General features: G+C 64.2%; 14 protein-coding genes. 5 read left to right on the top strand and 9 right to left on the bottom strand.

The features are described 5' to 3' along the window. Positions 1-78: 78 nt before the first annotated feature. From ABIA96_RS19190 to ABIA96_RS19170, 5 genes are all read left to right on the top strand, one after another. Positions 79-2,400 (top strand): TonB-dependent siderophore receptor, encoded by a 2,322-nt coding sequence (locus tag ABIA96_RS19190; RefSeq protein WP_354138596.1) that lies wholly within the window; start codon positions 79-81, stop codon positions 2,398-2,400. 8 nt (positions 2,401-2,408) lie between these two features. Next, complete coding sequence (locus ABIA96_RS19185; RefSeq protein WP_354138595.1) at positions 2,409-3,431, top strand: extracellular solute-binding protein; 1,023 nt, start codon at positions 2,409-2,411, stop codon at positions 3,429-3,431. Next, positions 3,424-4,605, top strand: a complete 1,182-nt coding sequence (locus ABIA96_RS19180) for a PepSY-associated TM helix domain-containing protein (protein ID WP_354138594.1) — start codon at positions 3,424-3,426, stop codon at positions 4,603-4,605. Before ABIA96_RS19185 ends, ABIA96_RS19180 begins: the two co-directional genes overlap by 8 nt. Before the next feature lie 78 nt (positions 4,606-4,683). After that, positions 4,684-5,916 carry a rhodanese-like domain-containing protein gene (locus tag ABIA96_RS19175; RefSeq protein ID WP_354138593.1) on the top strand — a complete coding sequence of 411 codons (1,233 nt, stop codon included), beginning with the start codon at positions 4,684-4,686 and terminating at the stop codon, positions 5,914-5,916. A 149-nt stretch (positions 5,917-6,065) separates the two neighbouring features. After that, positions 6,066-7,223: a radical SAM protein gene (locus ABIA96_RS19170; RefSeq protein ID WP_354138592.1), complete on the top strand. Its 1,158-nt coding sequence runs from the start codon at positions 6,066-6,068 to the stop codon at positions 7,221-7,223. Here the strand turns inward: ABIA96_RS19170 and ABIA96_RS19165 are convergent. From ABIA96_RS19165 to ABIA96_RS19125, 9 genes are read right to left on the bottom strand one after another with little or no spacing between them, the layout of a single operon-like run. Continuing rightward, on the bottom strand, positions 7,220-8,101 hold the full coding sequence (locus tag ABIA96_RS19165; protein WP_354138591.1) for an NAD-dependent epimerase/dehydratase family protein: 882 nt from the start codon (positions 8,099-8,101) through the stop codon (positions 7,220-7,222). The genes ABIA96_RS19170 and ABIA96_RS19165 overlap by 4 nt on opposite strands. 9 nt (positions 8,102-8,110) lie before the next feature. Then, complete coding sequence (locus ABIA96_RS19160) at positions 8,111-9,022, bottom strand: transketolase family protein (protein ID WP_354138590.1); 912 nt, start codon at positions 9,020-9,022, stop codon at positions 8,111-8,113. Beyond that, complete coding sequence (locus ABIA96_RS19155) at positions 9,019-9,834, bottom strand: transketolase (protein ID WP_354138589.1); 816 nt, start codon at positions 9,832-9,834, stop codon at positions 9,019-9,021. Before ABIA96_RS19155 ends, ABIA96_RS19160 begins: the two co-directional genes overlap by 4 nt. Positions 9,835-9,849: 15 nt before the next feature. After that, positions 9,850-10,506, bottom strand: a complete 657-nt coding sequence (locus ABIA96_RS19150) for a class I SAM-dependent methyltransferase (RefSeq protein WP_354138588.1) — start codon at positions 10,504-10,506, stop codon at positions 9,850-9,852. Positions 10,507-10,511: 5 nt separating this feature from the next. Beyond that, positions 10,512-11,798 carry a nucleotide sugar dehydrogenase gene (locus tag ABIA96_RS19145; RefSeq protein ID WP_354138587.1) on the bottom strand — a complete coding sequence of 429 codons (1,287 nt, stop codon included), beginning with the start codon at positions 11,796-11,798 and terminating at the stop codon, positions 10,512-10,514. Next, positions 11,795-12,721 (bottom strand): Gfo/Idh/MocA family protein, encoded by a 927-nt coding sequence (locus ABIA96_RS19140; RefSeq protein ID WP_354138586.1) that lies wholly within the window; start codon positions 12,719-12,721, stop codon positions 11,795-11,797. Before ABIA96_RS19140 ends, ABIA96_RS19145 begins: the two co-directional genes overlap by 4 nt. 7 nt (positions 12,722-12,728) lie before the next feature. After that, the gene (locus tag ABIA96_RS19135; protein ID WP_354138585.1) at positions 12,729-14,288 is read right to left on the bottom strand and encodes a PfkB family carbohydrate kinase; all 1,560 of its coding nucleotides are present in this window, start codon (positions 14,286-14,288) and stop codon (positions 12,729-12,731) included. Continuing rightward, positions 14,285-15,295, bottom strand: a complete 1,011-nt coding sequence (locus ABIA96_RS19130; protein WP_354138584.1) for an NAD-dependent epimerase/dehydratase family protein — start codon at positions 15,293-15,295, stop codon at positions 14,285-14,287. Before ABIA96_RS19130 ends, ABIA96_RS19135 begins: the two co-directional genes overlap by 4 nt. Further along, complete coding sequence (locus ABIA96_RS19125) at positions 15,292-16,284, bottom strand: NAD-dependent epimerase/dehydratase family protein (RefSeq protein ID WP_354138583.1); 993 nt, start codon at positions 16,282-16,284, stop codon at positions 15,292-15,294. The genes ABIA96_RS19130 and ABIA96_RS19125 overlap by 4 nt, the downstream gene beginning before the upstream one ends. Between the last annotated feature and the right edge of the window lie 13 nt (positions 16,285-16,297).

Genomic DNA, 16,297 nt, shown 5'->3' with positions numbered 1-16,297 from the left:
CGGCGGCCATGTTCTCTTTAATCGGTGCGGCTGATAGATGCGCCAACTTCAATGCAATGACTTGGAAGTGAATCGAAAGTGCGTGCTCCTGTGGATGGCCCTCGCGTCAGTGGTCATCGAAATCGCGTCGGCAAGAGCCGCGCTAGCCTTCTCATCGGAGCGGCCGTGCTGCTCGCCGAATATCCGTTCGACGCCGTGCGGGCGCAAACGGCGCTGCCGCCGGTGAATGTGGATGCGCCGACGCAGCGGCCGAATTCGGCACGCGCTTCGGGAGCATCGGAAAGGCGAACGCAGGCTGTTCCGCGTCAGCGCAATCGAACTGCCACCGCGCCCGCCACACCGACGTTGTCGGAGCGCGCCGCCACTGAAGCGGCCGCGCAACAAGCGGCAAAGCTCGGCTATCGCGCGATGCCGAACTCCACCACGTTGCGTAGCGGCGCCTCGCCGCTCAATACGTCGCAGGCCGTCAACGTCGTTCCCGAGCAGGTATTGAAAGATCAGCTCCCCCGCAATATCGACGATGCGCTCATCAACGTCTCCGGCGTTACTCAGACCAACACGCTCGCGGGCAGCCAGGACGCGGTGATCCGCCGCGGCTTTGGCGACAACCGCGACGGTTCGATCATGCGCAACGGCATGCCGCTGGTGCAGGGCCGCAGCTTCAATTCCGCGGTCGAGAGCGTCGAGGTGCTGAAGGGGCCGGCTTCGCTGCTCTACGGCATCATGGATCCCGGCGGCATCGTCAACACCATCAGCAAGCGGCCCGAGCTCTATCAACACGGTTCGGTCACGCTGCTTGGCTCCGCATTCAGCGCCTCGAAGACCGGCGCCGACGGTCTGCTCGACGTCACCGGTCCGATCGGCGACCAGGGGCTGGCCTATCGCTTCGTCGGCTACGGCGTCAGCGAAGACTACTGGCGCAATTTCGGCCGCCATCGCGAAATGCTGGTTGCGCCGTCACTGGCCTGGTACGGTCAGGACACCACGATCCAACTGAACTACGAACATCGTGAGTTCATCTATCCGTTCGATCGCGGCACGGCGTTCAACTCGGTGACCAAGGCGCCGCTGGCGGTCCCTACCACGCGCCGGCTCGACGAGCCCTTCAACAACACATGGGGGACGTCCGACCTAATGCAAGCCTCGGTCGAGCACCGTTTCAATCAGGATTGGAAACTCTACGCCGGTTACAGCTACAACACCGAAACCTTCAGCGCCAACCAGCTCCGTATCTCCACCCTCAACTTCACGACCGGCGTCGAGACGCGCAGCAATGACGGCACTCGGGGCTCGCTCAGCAACGTCAGCTACGGAACGTCCTACGTCTCGGGCGGCTTCTGGCTCGGGAACATGCGCAACGACGTGGTGTTCGGCGGCGACGGCCAGTATCGCACCATCTACCGCGACAATCTGATCCGGCAGGCGACGCCGGCCATCAACGTATACAGTCCGGTGTATGGGCTGATCGGACCGGGTATGACAGTGTCGAACTCCGACAGTGCCCAAACCGACAAGCTCGGCCAGTGGTCGATGTTCGTCCAGGACACGCTGCATTTGACCGAGCGGTTAGCGCTGGTCGGCGGCGTGCGTTACATGGACTACGATCAGATGGCCGGCCGCGGAAAGCCGTTCGTCACCAATACCAACGTGTCACAAGACAAGGTGCTCCCGCTCGGCGGCGTCATCTTCAAGCTGACCGACGAGATATCGCTCTATGGGAGTTACACCCAGTCGCTGAAGCCGAACTCGACCATCGCACCGATCGGCATCATGGTCGGCTCAAACGTTGCGCCCGAAGAAGGCGTGTCGTACGAGACCGGTGTGAAATTCGATTTGAGCAAGCGCATCTCCGGTACGCTGGCGCTCTACGATCTCGACAAGAAGAACGTGCAGACGACGCAGACGAACAGTGCGGGAATCGTGGAGATTCACACTGTCGGCCGTGCCCACTCGCGGGGCGTCGAACTGGACGTCACCGGCAGGCTTACCGATAGCTGGGCCTTGATCGGTAGCTATGGCTATACCGACGCGCGAGTGACGGCGTCCGAGGATCTGACGTTGCTCGGCAGGAAGCTGCAAAACGTCGCCTTGAACACGGCCTCGCTCTATCTGGTCTACGACTTCGGCACGGCATTGCCGGGCCAGCTCCGCCTCGGCGGCGGTGCGCGCTATGTCGGCGATCGTCCCGGCGATTCGACGAATAGTTTCCTCCTGCCGTCCTATGTCGTCGCCGATATTTTCGCGACATATGAGACGAAGTACCAGAGCACGCCAGTGATCTATCAGTTCAACGTCAAGAACCTGTTCGACACTGTCTACTATCCTTCCGCCGTCAACAATCTGAACGTCGCGATCGGTGATGCGCGCCGCGTCTCACTATCGGCAACGGTGAAGTTTTAGCGATGGGGATGCGGCGCAAAGCCATCGCGATCGTGTTCGCGTTGGCGTCTGCTTGCCTTTCCACCACAGGTGCGAGTTGGTCCGAGGAGATCACGCTGTATTCGACCAGGGAGGCTGCCCTGGTTGCGCCTGTTGTCGCGGCCTTCACGGAAGCGAGCGGCACGGAGGTGAACATCGTCTTCGTCGAGGACAGTCTCGTCAAGCGCCTGGCGTCGGAAGGCGAAGCATCGCCCGCCGACGTCTTGCTGACGATCGGGCTGGACAAGACCACCCAGCTTGCTACTGGCGGCCGGACACAGGCTATCACGTCGCCACGTCTCGAACAGGCCGTTCCGGCCAATCTTCGCGATGGCAGTTCGCAGTGGATCGCGCTTGCCATCCGCCCGCGCGTGGTCATGTCTCGCAAATACAGTGTGATCACGGCGATCGACTATGAAGACCTCGCGGGGTCGCAATGGCGCGGAAAGCTCTGCATGCGTTCGCTGCTGCATCAGAACAATGTCGCGCTTGTCGCCGCCTATCTTGCTCATCATGGCGAAGCGGAGACCGAGGCCTGGCTCGCTGGTCTGAAGGCCAATCTTGCCCACAAGCCTGATGGCAAGGACAATGATGTGATCCGCGAGGTCGCGCAAGGGACGTGCGAGATCGGTATCGGCAACACCGTGGCGTTGGCGCAATTGCGCGACGGACGGGAAGGGGCCGATTGGCGCGCCTGGTCGACGGCGGTCAAGGCAGTTCCGACCACCTTCAAGGGCGGCGGCACGCATGTGAACCTCACCGCTGCGGCGATCGCGAAACACGCGCCGCACATCGCCGGCGCGCAAAAATTCCTGGAGTTCCTGGTCACGCCGGCGGCGCAACGAATTTTTGCGGCCGCCGAGCTCGAATATCCCGTGCTGGCCTCGGCAGAGCGCGCGCCGATCGTTGCCAAAATGGGCTCGTTCACCGCCGATGCGCTGCCGATCGACGAGATCGGTCGGACCCAGCGAGCCGCCATCGCGCTCATCAGGAAGGCGGGCTTCGATGAGTAGGCTCGGGCACACAATCAAGGCGGCGCTGCTCCAGGTCCATTCCATTGCCGGCCTCGTGATCGCGCTGCTGTTGTCCCTGATCGCGCTGACCGGCGTGATCATGAGCTTTGAGGACGAGATCGTCGACCATCTGAATGCCGGCATCATGCAGGTCGCGCCACAGATGACGCCGGCGCTGCTGCCGGATGAGCTGGTGGCGCGGCTGAAGGCGGTGCCGGATGCCGGCAAGGTTGCGGCCATCATGCTGTCGAGCGATCCGTCGGCGGCGGTGCATGTCCGCTTCGCACGCGACGAGCAGGGCGCACGGCCGTCCTCGCTCTATGTCGATCCCTATGATGGCCACGTGCTTGGTGTCCCGCGCGGCGAGGAGTTCTTCGCAACAGTGCGCAGGCTGCATCGCTGGCTGCTCATTCCCGGCGATGCCAAGGGCTGGGGGCGCCAGATTACGGGCTTCGCCGCACTGGGTCTGATCGTGATGCTGATCTCGGGTCTCGTGCTGCGCTGGCCGCGCCGGGCAAGCAGTGTGAAGGTGTGGCTGAAGCCGAATCTCGGGCTCAGTGGCCGCGGCCTGTATCGCTCGCTGCACGCCATCATCGGCACCTGGGTGCTGCCGGTCTATCTCGTTATGACCTTGACCGGGCTCTGGTACTCGTTCGACTGGTACAAGGGCGGTGTGGCATGGCTGCTGTCGCGTCCGCAGGTGGCGGCGGCGAAGATGCAATCGAAGCAACCGCGTCCAGCCGGACGCGCCGAACCGGCTCAGCCGGTCGGATTCGATCGCGCATGGTCGACCCTCCAGCATGAGGAGAGCGGCGGTTTCGCCAGGGCGCAGCTGACCCTCCCGGCTGGGCCAGGCACGGTGATGCGAATCCGGTCGTGGCCAAAGGACTCCACGCTCGAGTCCATGCGCGACGAATTTCGCGTCGATGCGGTCTCCGGCCAGGTGATCTCCGCGGAGCGTTATGCCGACAAGACGCTGGGTGATAAGGCCATCGCGGGCGTGCTCGACATCCATCGCGGCGCGGTGATGGGCTGGCCGGGCAAGCTTGCGTTCATGATCGCCGCGGCGCTGATGCCGTTGTTCGCGATCACTGGCGTGCTCTTGTACCTGTCGCGCCGCAAGCTGCACCGTCCGGCGCAGCAGCCGCTCGGGCGGCTGGTTCCGGGCGAGTGAGCTGTAGCGCGAAAGGCTAGCCAAGCCCGTCGCGATCGTTCAAAAGCCCTTGGCCTGTTCTCGCTCAAGGTTCGCCCCATGAAGCTTTCGACCGTCACACCCGCCGATATCCGCCGCGCGCTGCTGCTCCGCGAGGAGATCGCGCTGCTCGATCTCAGGCACGAGGCTGCGTTCGCCACAGGCCACCCGCTGTTCGCGGCCAACATGGCCGTCGATCGGATCGCGATCGAGGCCGCGGTGAGGCTGCCGCGCAAGGATGTTCCGGTCGTGCTCTTCGATGACGGCGAGGGGCTGGTTGCGACAGGCGCCGAACGCCTTGCGGCGCTCGGCTACACCGATGTTCGCGCACTCGATGGTGGGCTGAAGGCGTGGCGCGCGGCGGGCTATGAGGTGTTCGAAGACGTCAATTCCTACTCCAAAGCGTTTGGCGAACTGGTTGAGGCGCGTCGTCACACGCCGTCGTTCAGCGCCGACGAAGTGGCTAAACTGATCGCAGACAAGGCTAACATCGCCATTCTCGACGTCCGCCGCTTCGACGAATATGTGACCATGAATATTCCAGGCTCGGTCAGCGTGCCAGGCGCCGAGCTGGTGCTGCGTGCCGGACAGGCCGCGCCCGATCCCGACACGACCATCATCGTCAATTGCGCGGGCCGCACCCGCTCGATCATCGGCACTCAATCGCTGATCAACGCCGGCGTACCCAACAAGGTGCGGGCGCTGCGCAACGGCACGATCGGCTGGACGCTGGCGCGGCACACGCTCGCTCATGGGGCTGCCCGGCGAGGCGCAATCGGGTCGTTCGAGGGCGGCCCGGCCAATGCCCGCGACGTCGCCTATCGCGCCGGCGCCCGCCATATCGGCGCGAACGAGATATCGACGCTGGACGCTGAGACCGATCGCACGCTCTATCGCTTCGACGTGCGCGACGCCGAGGAATATGCGGCCGGTCATCTCCCGGGCTTCCGCCACTATCCGGGCGGTCAACTGGTGCAGGAGACCGACATGGCAGCACCGGTACGCGGCGCGCGCATTCTCCTGACCGACGACAAGGGCGTGCGGGCCGACATGACGGCGTCCTGGCTCGCGCAGATGGGCTGGGAGGTCTATGTGCTCGAAGGCGGCTATGCCGGCCCGCTCGAGGTCGGCCCGCCGCTGGTCTTGCCGAAGCCCGATCCGGCGCATCGCTATCGTCGCCCCTATGAGGGAACCGACACCGCAGAGCGCGCGATGCAGGCCTATCTCGACTGGGAATACGGCCTCGTCGACCAGCTCCGCCGCGACGGCACGCACGGGTTCTACGTGATCTGAGTGCGGTCGCGTCGTTCCACCGGAGTTGTACGGGGCGGCCGCGCCAGCCCTTGCCACGCCGCGCGAATGATGGTCGATTTTAACCCGAATCAGTTTTGCGTTCTGCCCAGACATCCCGGCTCCCCGGGATCCCGCCGCGACGGACGCAAATGGCTCACGACGCCGATACGATCGAACGACCAGCCTCGACGCAGCGCGACGTGGCCGACGCCGCATTCCTCCGCAACCTACCGGCGCCGGAACCGTCGATGGGCTCTGCCGCCTACGTCGCTCAGCGCGAGCGCGCATTGGCCTTCGATCCGCGCCGGCGCGCCAATTACGAAAATTATCTGCGCGCGCGGACCGATCGCAAAATCGTCGACTATCTGCCGATCAAGCTCGACATCGAGAATGTCAGCCGCTGCAATTTCCGCTGCACGATGTGCCAGGTCAGCGACTGGCACAAAGGCCAGCGCGCCGGCGACATGCCGCTCGAGAGCTTCAAGGCGCTGCTCGACCAGCAATACGGCCTGATCGAGATCAAGCTCCAGGGCATGGGCGAGCCGCTAATGCAGGGCGACGCCTATCTCGCCATGCTGCGCCATGCGCGCGAGCGCGAGATCTGGGTGCGTACCACCACCAATGCCTCGCTGCTGCATCTGCGCGAGAACTATCGCCGGCTGATCGACGCCGATCCGAATGAGGTTCAGATTTCGATCGATGGTGCCGACGAAGCGACGTTCGAGAGCATCCGCCGCGGCTCAGTGTTTTCACGCGTCATCGCTAATTGCAAGCTGATCAACGCCTATTCTCGCGAGATCGGTGTCGACCGCACCAAGATGTGGGTGGTGGTGCAGCAGTCCAATCGGCATCAGCTGCCGGCCTTCGTCGAGCTCGCGGCCGAGGCGGGCTTCACCAGCCTGGCTTTCTCGCTCGATCTCACCAATTGGGGCCAGGATAAATGGGGAGAGGCGCTGCGCGACATCGTCGCGGAGAACGCCTTCACCGAGGAGCTCTGCGACCGGCTGATGGCACGCGGCCGAGAGCTCGGCGTACGCGTGGCGTTCTGGAACGTCACCGACAAATATAGCTGGCGCAAGACCGACAAGCTCTGCCCGTGGCCGTTCGAACGGCTCTACGTGTCCTCCGACATGCGTGTCGTTCCCTGCTGTACCATTGCCAATCCTGAGGTGGTCGATCTCGGCAATGCCGAGGATTTGGTCGCGATCTGGCATGGCGAGGCCTACGAGACGTTTCGCAGGGATCACCGCGAGGGCCGTATCCCCGAAGTCTGCAAGGGCTGCTATCGCGAGAACGATCGCGCCTAGCCGCCGCCGATCTCGCGGCCGTAGCGATCGATCAGCGCACCGATCTCCGTTGGCTGGTAGCCGTAGCGCGCGATCGCGTGCGCGATCGAGAGCGTGAACGACGTGTTGGTCGGAGCGGTTTCCTCGATTTTGGCCGGCACCTCCAGCGCCCGCGCAAGGCGTTCGATGGTCTCGCGCACCGTCAGCGATCCCGCGGCACCGAGCACCGCGGCGTCGAAGCCGCCCCAGGCTTCGCGCGCCAGCACCGTGAGTACCAGCGCGGCGATATCGTCGATATGGGCCGCGTTGTTGAAGGGGCGGTCGAGATGGAAGGCGCGGATTGGCTCGCCGGCGCACAGCTGCGACGCCACGCTTGCAAGCCAATGCCGATGCGCGCCCGGGCCGACGATGCCGGGCAGGCGTAGCGCCAGCGAGGAAAGGTTGCCGGCAAGCTCGTCGAGCCGCTGCTCGACGATGAGTTTCGTTGCGCCATAAGCGTCGGGATCGCGCACCGACGTGGCCTCGTCGACGACGTCCTGCTCGATCCGGCCGTAGTAAGAGAGCGACGAGAAGAAGATGAAGCGGCTGGCACCCCAGCGCCGGGCCGCTTCGATCAACGCAAAACTTGCATCGATATTGTCGTGAACCAGCGCCGCAACATCGACTCCCCGGCCCGGCGATGTCGCGGCGGTGTGCGCGATGGCGTCGAACGGGCCGGAGAGCTTTCCCGCGTCGGTCAGGTCTGTCCGGATCAGCTCAAGCCGAACGACGTCGCGCAAGCCCGCAAGAAAATCCGTCTCTCGGCGATAGGTCCCGACGACATCGTGGCCGCCGTTTGCGAGCCGGCGCGCCACCGTGCTGCCCGAGAAGCCGGAGACGCCGGTCACGAGCACGCGCATCGTCCGCCCTCAACCGATCATGGCCAGGATCCGTTCGGGCGACAGGCCGTGCGCCGCGAGCAGATCGTTGGTCGAGCCGTAATTGTGGATGAACGCGTCCTGCAGCGTGAAGGTATCGAGCCGGCAGGTGGCGCGGACGTCCCACGCGATCTGCTTCACCTGCGAGGCGAGCCCGCCCTGCGGCGCATGCTCCTCGATCACCACGACGTGGCGGTGCTGCTGCAGGGCGGCAGTGATGCCGTCGCGGTCGAGCGGTTTTAGCGTGTGCGCCGAGACCAGCGAGACCGAACGTTCCTCGGCCGCAAGCTTCTCGGCGATCTCAGCCGCCATCGCCGTGATCACGCCGTAGGTGAGGATGCAGATATCGCTGCCCCGTCGTAGGTAGCGCAATTTGCCAAACTGCCAGGGCTCGGCCTGCGCCGTCAGCACGGGCTCGCCGGCCTTGCCGATGCGCAAGTAGACTGGTCCGGTCTTCTGCCGCGCGCACCAGCGGGTGGCCTCGATGCATTCGAGGGGATCGCAGGGCGCCAGCACCTGCATGTTGGGCAGTGCGGAGGCAATCGCGATGTCCTCCTGGGTATGGTGCGTGCCGCCCAATGTCGAATAGATCACGCCCGCGCCCATGCCGACCACGGTGACGGGAAGATTCTGGTAGCAGAGATCGTCGCGGATCATCTCGAACGGACGATAGAGGCTGAAGGTTGCGATCGTGTAGGCGAAGGGCTGGCAGCCCTTCAGGGCGAGGCCTGCAGCGATGCCGATCATGCTTTGCTCGGCGACGCCGACATTGATGAAGCGTTCGGGGTATTCGCTGGAGAATTTTGCCATGCTGCCGGCCGGCGAAATGTCGGCGACGACGATATAGACGTCCGGGTTGGCGGTCGCCTCCGCGTACAGCGTCTCGGAAAATGTATTTCTCACGCTTGTGTCTCCAACTCGCGAAGCGCCTGAGCATACTCGTCCTTGTTCGGCGAGCGGTAGTGCCAGATCGGGGCGTTCTCCATGTAGCTGACGCCCTTGCCCTTGGTGGTGCGCGCCACCACCATCAGCGGCCGGTCGCCTCTGCGCGTCGACACCGCGCGATAAATCGATGCGGGATCGTGACCGTCGATCTCAGTGGTCTCCCAGCCGAACGCCTCGAACTTCGCACCCAATGGATAAAGCGAGGGATGAGTCTCGGAGGTGCGCCCGAGGCTCTGAAAGTCGTTGTTGTCGATGAAGGCGACGATGTTGGTCAGCTTCAGCGAGGATGCCATCAACACGGCCTCCCAGGTCGATCCCTCCTGGGTCTCGCCGTCGCTCAGCACGGTATAGATCATCCCGTCGCGGCGCTTGCCGCGCTCGGCGAGCGCCATCCCTACCACCATCGACAGGCCATGGCCGAGCGAGCCGGTCGAGGCCTCGATGCCGGGGTTGCCGTAATCCGGATGCACTCCGAGGCGGCCGTGGGGCGTGCAATAGGCGTCGAGGTCGGCCCGCGTCAGCACGCCGAGCTCCTCCAGCACGACATACTGGATCATGCAGCCGTGGCCCTTCGACATCAGGAAGGTGTCAGGCGAGGACAGGCCGGGCTGGTGCATCAGCTCATTGTAGATGCCATCGACGATCTCGGTGCAGGAGAAGGCGCCGCCGATGTGCAGGGCCGAGACTCGCTGTGAGATGTCGAGGATGCGCCGGCGGTAGCGCTGGCAGCGCGTCCGCGCCGCCTTTGCATCGAAGCTGGCTTGCGTCATGAAAGCGTCCTCGTCCTACTCGATGATCGTCCAGAAATAATCGCCGGTATAGCCGGCTTCGTTAAACAGCGCGATCCAACCCTGGGGATAGTCGTGGAAGCGGGCGGTCAACACCCATTCCTCGAAAACCGCCTTCTGCTCCGGCGTGCGATAGGAATCGACCTGCACGAAGGCCCGTCCACCCGACACGCGCTGGATTTCCTTCAGTGCCTGGAGACAGCCGGCGCGGTCGAGATTGTGAATGGTGTTGAGCGAGATCGCGCACCTGAAGCTGTTGTCCGGGAACGGCAGCTCCAGCGCGTTGCCGAGGTGCAGGCGGCCGGTCGTCTCCACCTCGCAATGCATCAGCGCGTAGCGGGAAATGTCGAGGCCGAACGCTTCGAGCTCGGGGCAGGCGATCATGAAGTCCTTGACCAGAAAACCCTTGGCGCAGCCGACATCGAGCACGCGGTCGCCGGGTTTGAGGGAGAAGTGCGTGATGAAATCCTGCGCCACAGGCACCCAGCGTCCGTCGTAGCGATAGCCGCCATAGCCATATTCGCGCGGGCCGTCGAAATAGGTCTCGCCATATTCGCGGGAGATACGGATGTGCTCCTCGGTCTTGGCGGTGGCGCGCGCCGAGAGATTGCGCTTGCCGCGCGGCAGCTTGGTGAGGAGGTTCACTTCGGCCATAGGCATCATCCAGTGTGTGTCGTGGCGCTCGCGCCGAGCGTGCGATAATCGAGCCCGGCTGCGTGTGCGGCGGCGGCATCGAGCACGCGGTAGGGATCGAGAACCAGCCGCCCGCGCATGATGCGCGCAAGGTCTGCGGGCGCGAGTTCGCGGAACTCCGGCCAGGGCGTCATGATGGCGAGCGCATCGACATCGCGCGCTGCGTCGAGCGCGTTCGATGCGGCTGTCAGGTTCGGATGCGACCCAGCGGAGGACGGCACAGCCGGATCGAACGCACGCACCGGCCATGCCGCGAGCTGCGCGATCAGTGCCAGCGCCGCCGAATTCTTCACCGAATGCGTGTTTTCCTTGTAGGCGAGGCCAAGCACACCGATCCGGGCCTGCGGCGTCATCGCCAGCAACGCCTTGTGCAGTTCGCGCCGCGCCCAATCCTTGCGATGAGCGCTGTTGGCGACGATGGCGCGGATCATGCGGTCATCGGTGCCGTGTTGCTCCGAGAGCCGCATCACGGTGGCGAGATCACGCTCGATATTGCCACCAGCGAGCCCAAGCCCCGGCGCGAGATAGGCATACGGCCCGATGCGCGCGTCGAGCTTCAACGCGGGCGCGATCTCAGACCAGTCAGCGCCGACGCGCTCGCAAAGTTCTGCGAGTGTGTTGGCCGTGGTAACGGACGCTGCCAGCGCGCAGTTGATGGAGATCTTTGCAAGCTCGGCGCTCTCCAGCCGCATCGGCAGCAATGGGCAGCCGAAGGCTTCGAGAAACCTCTGCCAGGCGGCCGGCAATGCTGCGTTCGGATCGAGGCAGCCGAGGATGAAACGCTCAGGTCTCGTCGCGCGTTCGACCGCGCGGCCGAACACCAGCGTTTCAACCTGGTAGACGATAGTGCGGCCATGATGCTGCCGTGCCCGGGTAAATCCCGGCGGCACCTGGCTGAGGATGACGATAACGGCATCGTCGCCTGTGTTGGCGAGCACGAAATCGAGCAGGGCATCGATGCCGCTGAGGTCGCTGACGCCGGTGCCGTCGGTCGGCACGTCGGGCGCGACATAGACGAGGTCGCGGTCGCGTAGCGCCGCAGCGTCCGCAGAGAAATCGATGCGTCCGCGATGCGCGCGCAGGAGGTCGTCGAGCCCGGGCTCGCGCACCGGCAGATCGCCCGCCGCGATGCGGCTGGTCAAAGACGCATCGGTATCGAAGCCGAGCGTGGCAAAACCCTGGGCCGCCGCGGCGATCGCCGAGCAGAGGCCGAGATGGGTCATACCGGCATAGGCGATACGGGGTTGGGTCATGCGCCGCGCCCCGCCTGCGATTCGTGGCCGAGCCGCGTCAGCGTACGATGCAGCCAGATGTCATTGGAAAGGTCAGTCTCAGCGCATCCGCAGAGCTGCCTGAAGTGGGCGTATTCGAGTGCCCAGGTCGGGTCATCCTGCACCAGGATCTCGCTGACCTCCGGCGGACGGCCGCTCGGCAGCACGCGGGTGCGGTGGATGAAGCTGCTCGGGCCCCATTTGCACAGCGATTCGATATGTGCGGAGCCGTGCTCGGCGAAGACGTCGCAGGTGAAATGGTTGCGCCAGGACAATAGCGTCATCTCGAGCTCGATCTGCGGGCGGCCTTCCGCGGCGATCACGACATGATCCGGCGCGCGATTCTCGAACCGCTCCGCCGACACGATGCGGAAGTTGTCGGCGACGTCGCCGAACCAGAAGCGGACGGTGTCAAGCAGATGCGAGCCGAGATCGCCGAGCACGCCATCGCCGGTGTCACGCCAGGCGGAGTTGCGCACCAGCCGCGCGGTGCCGTTGCCGTAGAAAATGCGGCAGCGATAGACGGAGCCGAGTTGCCCCGATTGCAGTAGGTCACGCATCCGCACGAAATGCGGCTCGAAGCGGTGATTGTAGGCCGTGACGCATAGCGCGGAGGTCCGGCGGGCAAGCGCTTCCAGCGTGCGAAGATCATTCTCGCCGTCCGCAAACAATGGCTTTTCCACCAGCACGTGCTTGCCACGTTCGAGCAGGTAGCGCAGCAATTCGATCTTTGGGGCGTCCGGCGTGCAGACGATCGCTGCATCGAAGCGGTCGACAGGAACATCTTCAAGCCGTCGCCAGTTGGCCTCCGGTGCGACGGGATCGACGATCCCGACCGCGTCTTCGCCTGCGACCCTGAAGCGCTTGTGGCCCTGAATTCCGTACCCGACGACGATGACTTTCATCGGGGCCTCAGCGGTACTGTGCCTGTCGCTCAAGACGGTCGATCTTGTCGAGGATGTCGTTCGGCTCGGTTGGGACATTGCCCTGATGTTCGCACGCTGCCGCGGCAGAGAGCGAGCCGAGGACAGCGGCCATGACGGCGTTGTTGGTGAGAAACATCGCCGGCGCGGCATAGGCGAGCAGCGCGTCGCCGGAGCCGACGGCATCGACGACGTTGTCGGCAAAGCTGTCGACGGCGAAGAAGGAGCGGACGTCCTCGTCGCTCTTCGGCTCGCCGCGAAACGCCATCAGGCCGCGTGGTCCGAGCTTGAGCAGCAGCGTCTTGCAGTGGGCCTGGCGGTATAGCTCGGTGCCGAGCGGGCGCACCACCGAGTCCTGATCACCAAGCGCGAACCGCGCCTCGCGCTCGTTCGGCGTGATCAGATCGAATCCCTGGAATTCGAGGATGTTGCCCCAGCGGCTGGCGACCTGTGAATCGGCGACCCGGAATGCGGTCTTCGGGATCGCCTTGACCAGATGCGGAATGGTCTCGCGGTTGAAGATGCCGTGGCGGAAATCCGTGAACACGACGATGTCGGCCTCCACCGACGCGATGCGATCGACCAGCGTGCGGAGGATGCGCTCGGGGATCGGCCGGTTGTCGACGCGGTCGACCTTGAGCAGATGGTGGCCCGCGGCGACGATGACGTCCTTGTTGGTCGTCGGCCGGTTTGGATCGACGATTGCGTGGAAATCGATGTTAGTAGCGCCAAGGTCCTGCTTGACGAACTCCGCGGTCGCGTCGTCGCCGAGCACGGTGGAGAAGGTTACTTTTGTGCCGGCACTGGCGAGATGCTTTGCGACGATGCCGGCGCCGCCGACGAAATCCTGCTTCTCCTCGAAGCGCACGCTCATGGTCGGCGTCTTGGTACCGCCGCCGATCACCGCGCAACGCGTATAGGTGTCGACGATGGTGTCGCCGATCACATGGACGCGCAGATCGTGAAATCGGTCGAGCACGCCACGCAGGCTGTCGAAATCGAGATGCTCTGCGTAGAGCAGCGTCAAAAGCTTTTCAGTCGCAATCGAAGGCGGCGACGTCTCGATGATATGCGAGGACGAGAACACGATATCGCCGGGCGTGAAGATCAGCTCGCCGCCATAAGCTTCGACCGTTTCCTTCTCCTCGGCCGTGCGCGGATGCAGCCCGGCTGCCGTGTATTCGTAACCCTTGGCGAAAATGTCGGGCTCGATCAGGCGGATGTTGTCGATCGGCGTCGGCTTCGGGTCGATCATCACGTAATCGACGGCCTCGAGCGCGGCGAGGTTGAAGGCGCGGAGCTCCTGCGGCACGAAGGGCCGGAAATTCGCTTTCAGGATATGCGCGTCCGCCGTGAGGCTCGCGATCAGGATGTCGCCCTTGCTCTTGGCGTAGAGCAGGTGGCGGACATGGCCGGGGTGCACGACGTCGAACGTGCCGTGGCACATGATGACCTTGAGCGCGCGCGGACGGCGGCCGATCAGCGCGGCGATCTCGGCCGCGCTCTTCAGCTTGTGGCTCACCATCCGATGCGTCGCATCGTCCATCATGCCGGCGCTCCCTTGGTCGCCAGAGCGTTGAACCACGCCGACGTCGCCGCAGCAATGGAGTCCGGGTTCCAGAGCGGCGCGTCGCGCCAATAATCAATCTCCGCCAGGATGCGGCGGACGCCTTCCTCGAAACTCACCTTCGGTTCGAAGCCGAGCTCGCGGCGGATCTTTGCGATGTCGGCGAAGGTGCAGTCCGGCTCGCCCGGCCGCTTCGGGATGTGGATCACGGGGCCGCCGAGCAGGGCCACCAAATGGTTGACCGATTGCGGATTGCCGGCGCCGAGGTTCCAGATATTGCCGGTCAGCTCTGTCTCGCCAGCCCGCAAAAAGGCGTCCGCGACGTCGCTGGCATAGACGAAGTCGCGCGTCTGGGTGCCGTCACCGACAACCGTGAAGGGCTTGCCGGCGAGCTTCTGCCGCAGGAAAACGCCGAACACCGCGCCATAGGCGCCCGAGGTGCGCGAGCGCGTGCCAAAGGCATTGAAGATGCGGATGACGTTGACCGGAAGCTTGTACACGGCGTGCCAGTGCAGCACCGCCTGCTCGCCCTGGTATTTGCTCAGCGCGTACGGATATTGCGGCGAGATCGAGTGGTCCTCGCGGGTCGGCGTCGCGGCCAGTCCATAGCAGGAGGACGATGCCGCATAGACGAGCTTCTGCACATTGGCCTGTCGGGCGCATTCCAGCACCTGCGCCGTGCCCTGAACATTCACCGACATGTAGTCGAGCGGGGATTCGATCGATGGTACGATGTCGCCAATGCCGGCAAAGTGGAACACGCGGGTGGCGTCGCGGAAAAGTGCGCCGCCCGGCTGCACATCGCGAATGTCGCCGCGGTCGAAGACGAGATCGGGATTATTGGCATGCGCGGCGAGGTTGGCCTCACGGCCGCCGACCAGATTATCGATGACACGCACCCGGTAGCCTCGCGCCAGCAGCAGCTCGACCATGTGGCTGCCGATGAAGCCGGCGCCACCTGTCACCAGTGCGGTGGGATGCGCACTCATCTGGCCCCGAGCTTCTTCATGGTGCGGACGTTGTAATACCAGTCGTCGTCAAAGCTGTTCGGTAGCAGATGGTTGACGAAGGCGCGGGTGAGGTCGCGCATGGCGTCCTCGATCGTTCGCGCCGGCGCGTAGCCGAGCACGCGGCGGATCTTGTCGGAATTGACGTGGTAGGAGCGATTGTCGTCCGACGGCGTGGTGACGATGCCGATCGCGCGGCGGCCGTTGGCCTCGACCACGGATTTCACCATGGTGGCGAGGTCGGCGATCGAATGGTTCTCGAAGCCGATATTGAAGGTCTCGCCGTGGATCTTGTCGTGCGGCGCGGTCAGCATCAGCCGGTAGGCGTCGACCATGTCCTCGATATGGAGGTTGGGCCGCATCTGCTTGCCGCCGAACACGGTGATGACACTCTTGTTCACGGCGTGGTTGGTAAGGATGTTGACGGAAAGGTCCAGCCGCGTGCGCGGGCTGTAGCCGCAGACCGTAGCGGGCCGCATCGTCACGCAGGTGAAGTCGTCCGCCTTGTGCTTCCACAGCAGCGGCTCGCACATGCCCTTGAACTTATTGTAAAGCGTCAGCGGCACCAGCGGATGCTCTTCGGTCACGTTGGGCGCGTCGCTGACACCGTAGACCGAGCTTGTCGAGCAATAGACGAAGCGCTTCACGCCGGCCTTGCGCGCCGCGATCACCATCGGCTCGAAGCAGTCGTAGTTGATGGTCTTGGAGAGATTCTCGTCGAGCTCGAAGCTCGCATCGTTGGAGATGCAGGCGAGATGCAGCACCGCATCCTGGCCGTGGAGATACGTGGCAAGCTTCGCCGTGTCGCGGATGTCGCCTTTTACGACGCGCAGGTTCGGATGGTTCGGCAGCCTGCAACCGAAGAACAGCAGATCGTAGACGGTGACATTGTAGCCGTCGGCGAGCAGGCGGGGGACCAGGACATGACCGACATAACCGGCGCCGCCGGTGACGAGAACGTTCTTGAGCATTGCAAACCGGTGT

It is taken from the genome of Bradyrhizobium sp. LB11.1 (assembly GCF_040549385.1).
Lineage (GTDB): Bacteria > Pseudomonadota > Alphaproteobacteria > Rhizobiales > Xanthobacteraceae > Bradyrhizobium.
This window is presented reverse-complemented; position numbering and strand designations above follow the sequence as displayed.

Bases quoted from the DNA above. Each gene is read 5' to 3' on its own strand.
- ABIA96_RS19135 (WP_354138585.1), bottom strand. From the start codon at position 14,288: ATGATGGACGATGCGACGCATCGGATGGTGAGCCACAAGCTGAAGAGC.
- ABIA96_RS19150 (WP_354138588.1), bottom strand. From the start codon at position 10,506: ATGGCCGAAGTGAACCTCCTCACCAAGCTGCCGCGCGGCAAGCGCAAT.
- ABIA96_RS19140 (WP_354138586.1), bottom strand. From the start codon at position 12,721: ATGAAAGTCATCGTCGTCGGGTACGGAATTCAGGGCCACAAGCGCTTC.
- ABIA96_RS19180 (WP_354138594.1), top strand. From the start codon at position 3,424: ATGAGTAGGCTCGGGCACACAATCAAGGCGGCGCTGCTCCAGGTCCAT.
- ABIA96_RS19165 (WP_354138591.1), bottom strand. From the start codon at position 8,101: ATGCGCGTGCTCGTGACCGGCGTCTCCGGCTTCTCGGGCAGCACGGTG.
- ABIA96_RS19155 (WP_354138589.1), bottom strand. From the start codon at position 9,834: ATGACGCAAGCCAGCTTCGATGCAAAGGCGGCGCGGACGCGCTGCCAG.
- ABIA96_RS19125 (WP_354138583.1), bottom strand. From the start codon at position 16,284: ATGCTCAAGAACGTTCTCGTCACCGGCGGCGCCGGTTATGTCGGTCAT.
- ABIA96_RS19170 (WP_354138592.1), top strand. From the start codon at position 6,066: ATGGCTCACGACGCCGATACGATCGAACGACCAGCCTCGACGCAGCGC.
- ABIA96_RS19130 (WP_354138584.1), bottom strand. From the start codon at position 15,295: ATGAGTGCGCATCCCACCGCACTGGTGACAGGTGGCGCCGGCTTCATC.
- ABIA96_RS19145 (WP_354138587.1), bottom strand. From the start codon at position 11,798: ATGACCCAACCCCGTATCGCCTATGCCGGTATGACCCATCTCGGCCTC.
- ABIA96_RS19185 (WP_354138595.1), top strand. From the start codon at position 2,409: ATGCGGCGCAAAGCCATCGCGATCGTGTTCGCGTTGGCGTCTGCTTGC.
- ABIA96_RS19175 (WP_354138593.1), top strand. From the start codon at position 4,684: ATGAAGCTTTCGACCGTCACACCCGCCGATATCCGCCGCGCGCTGCTG.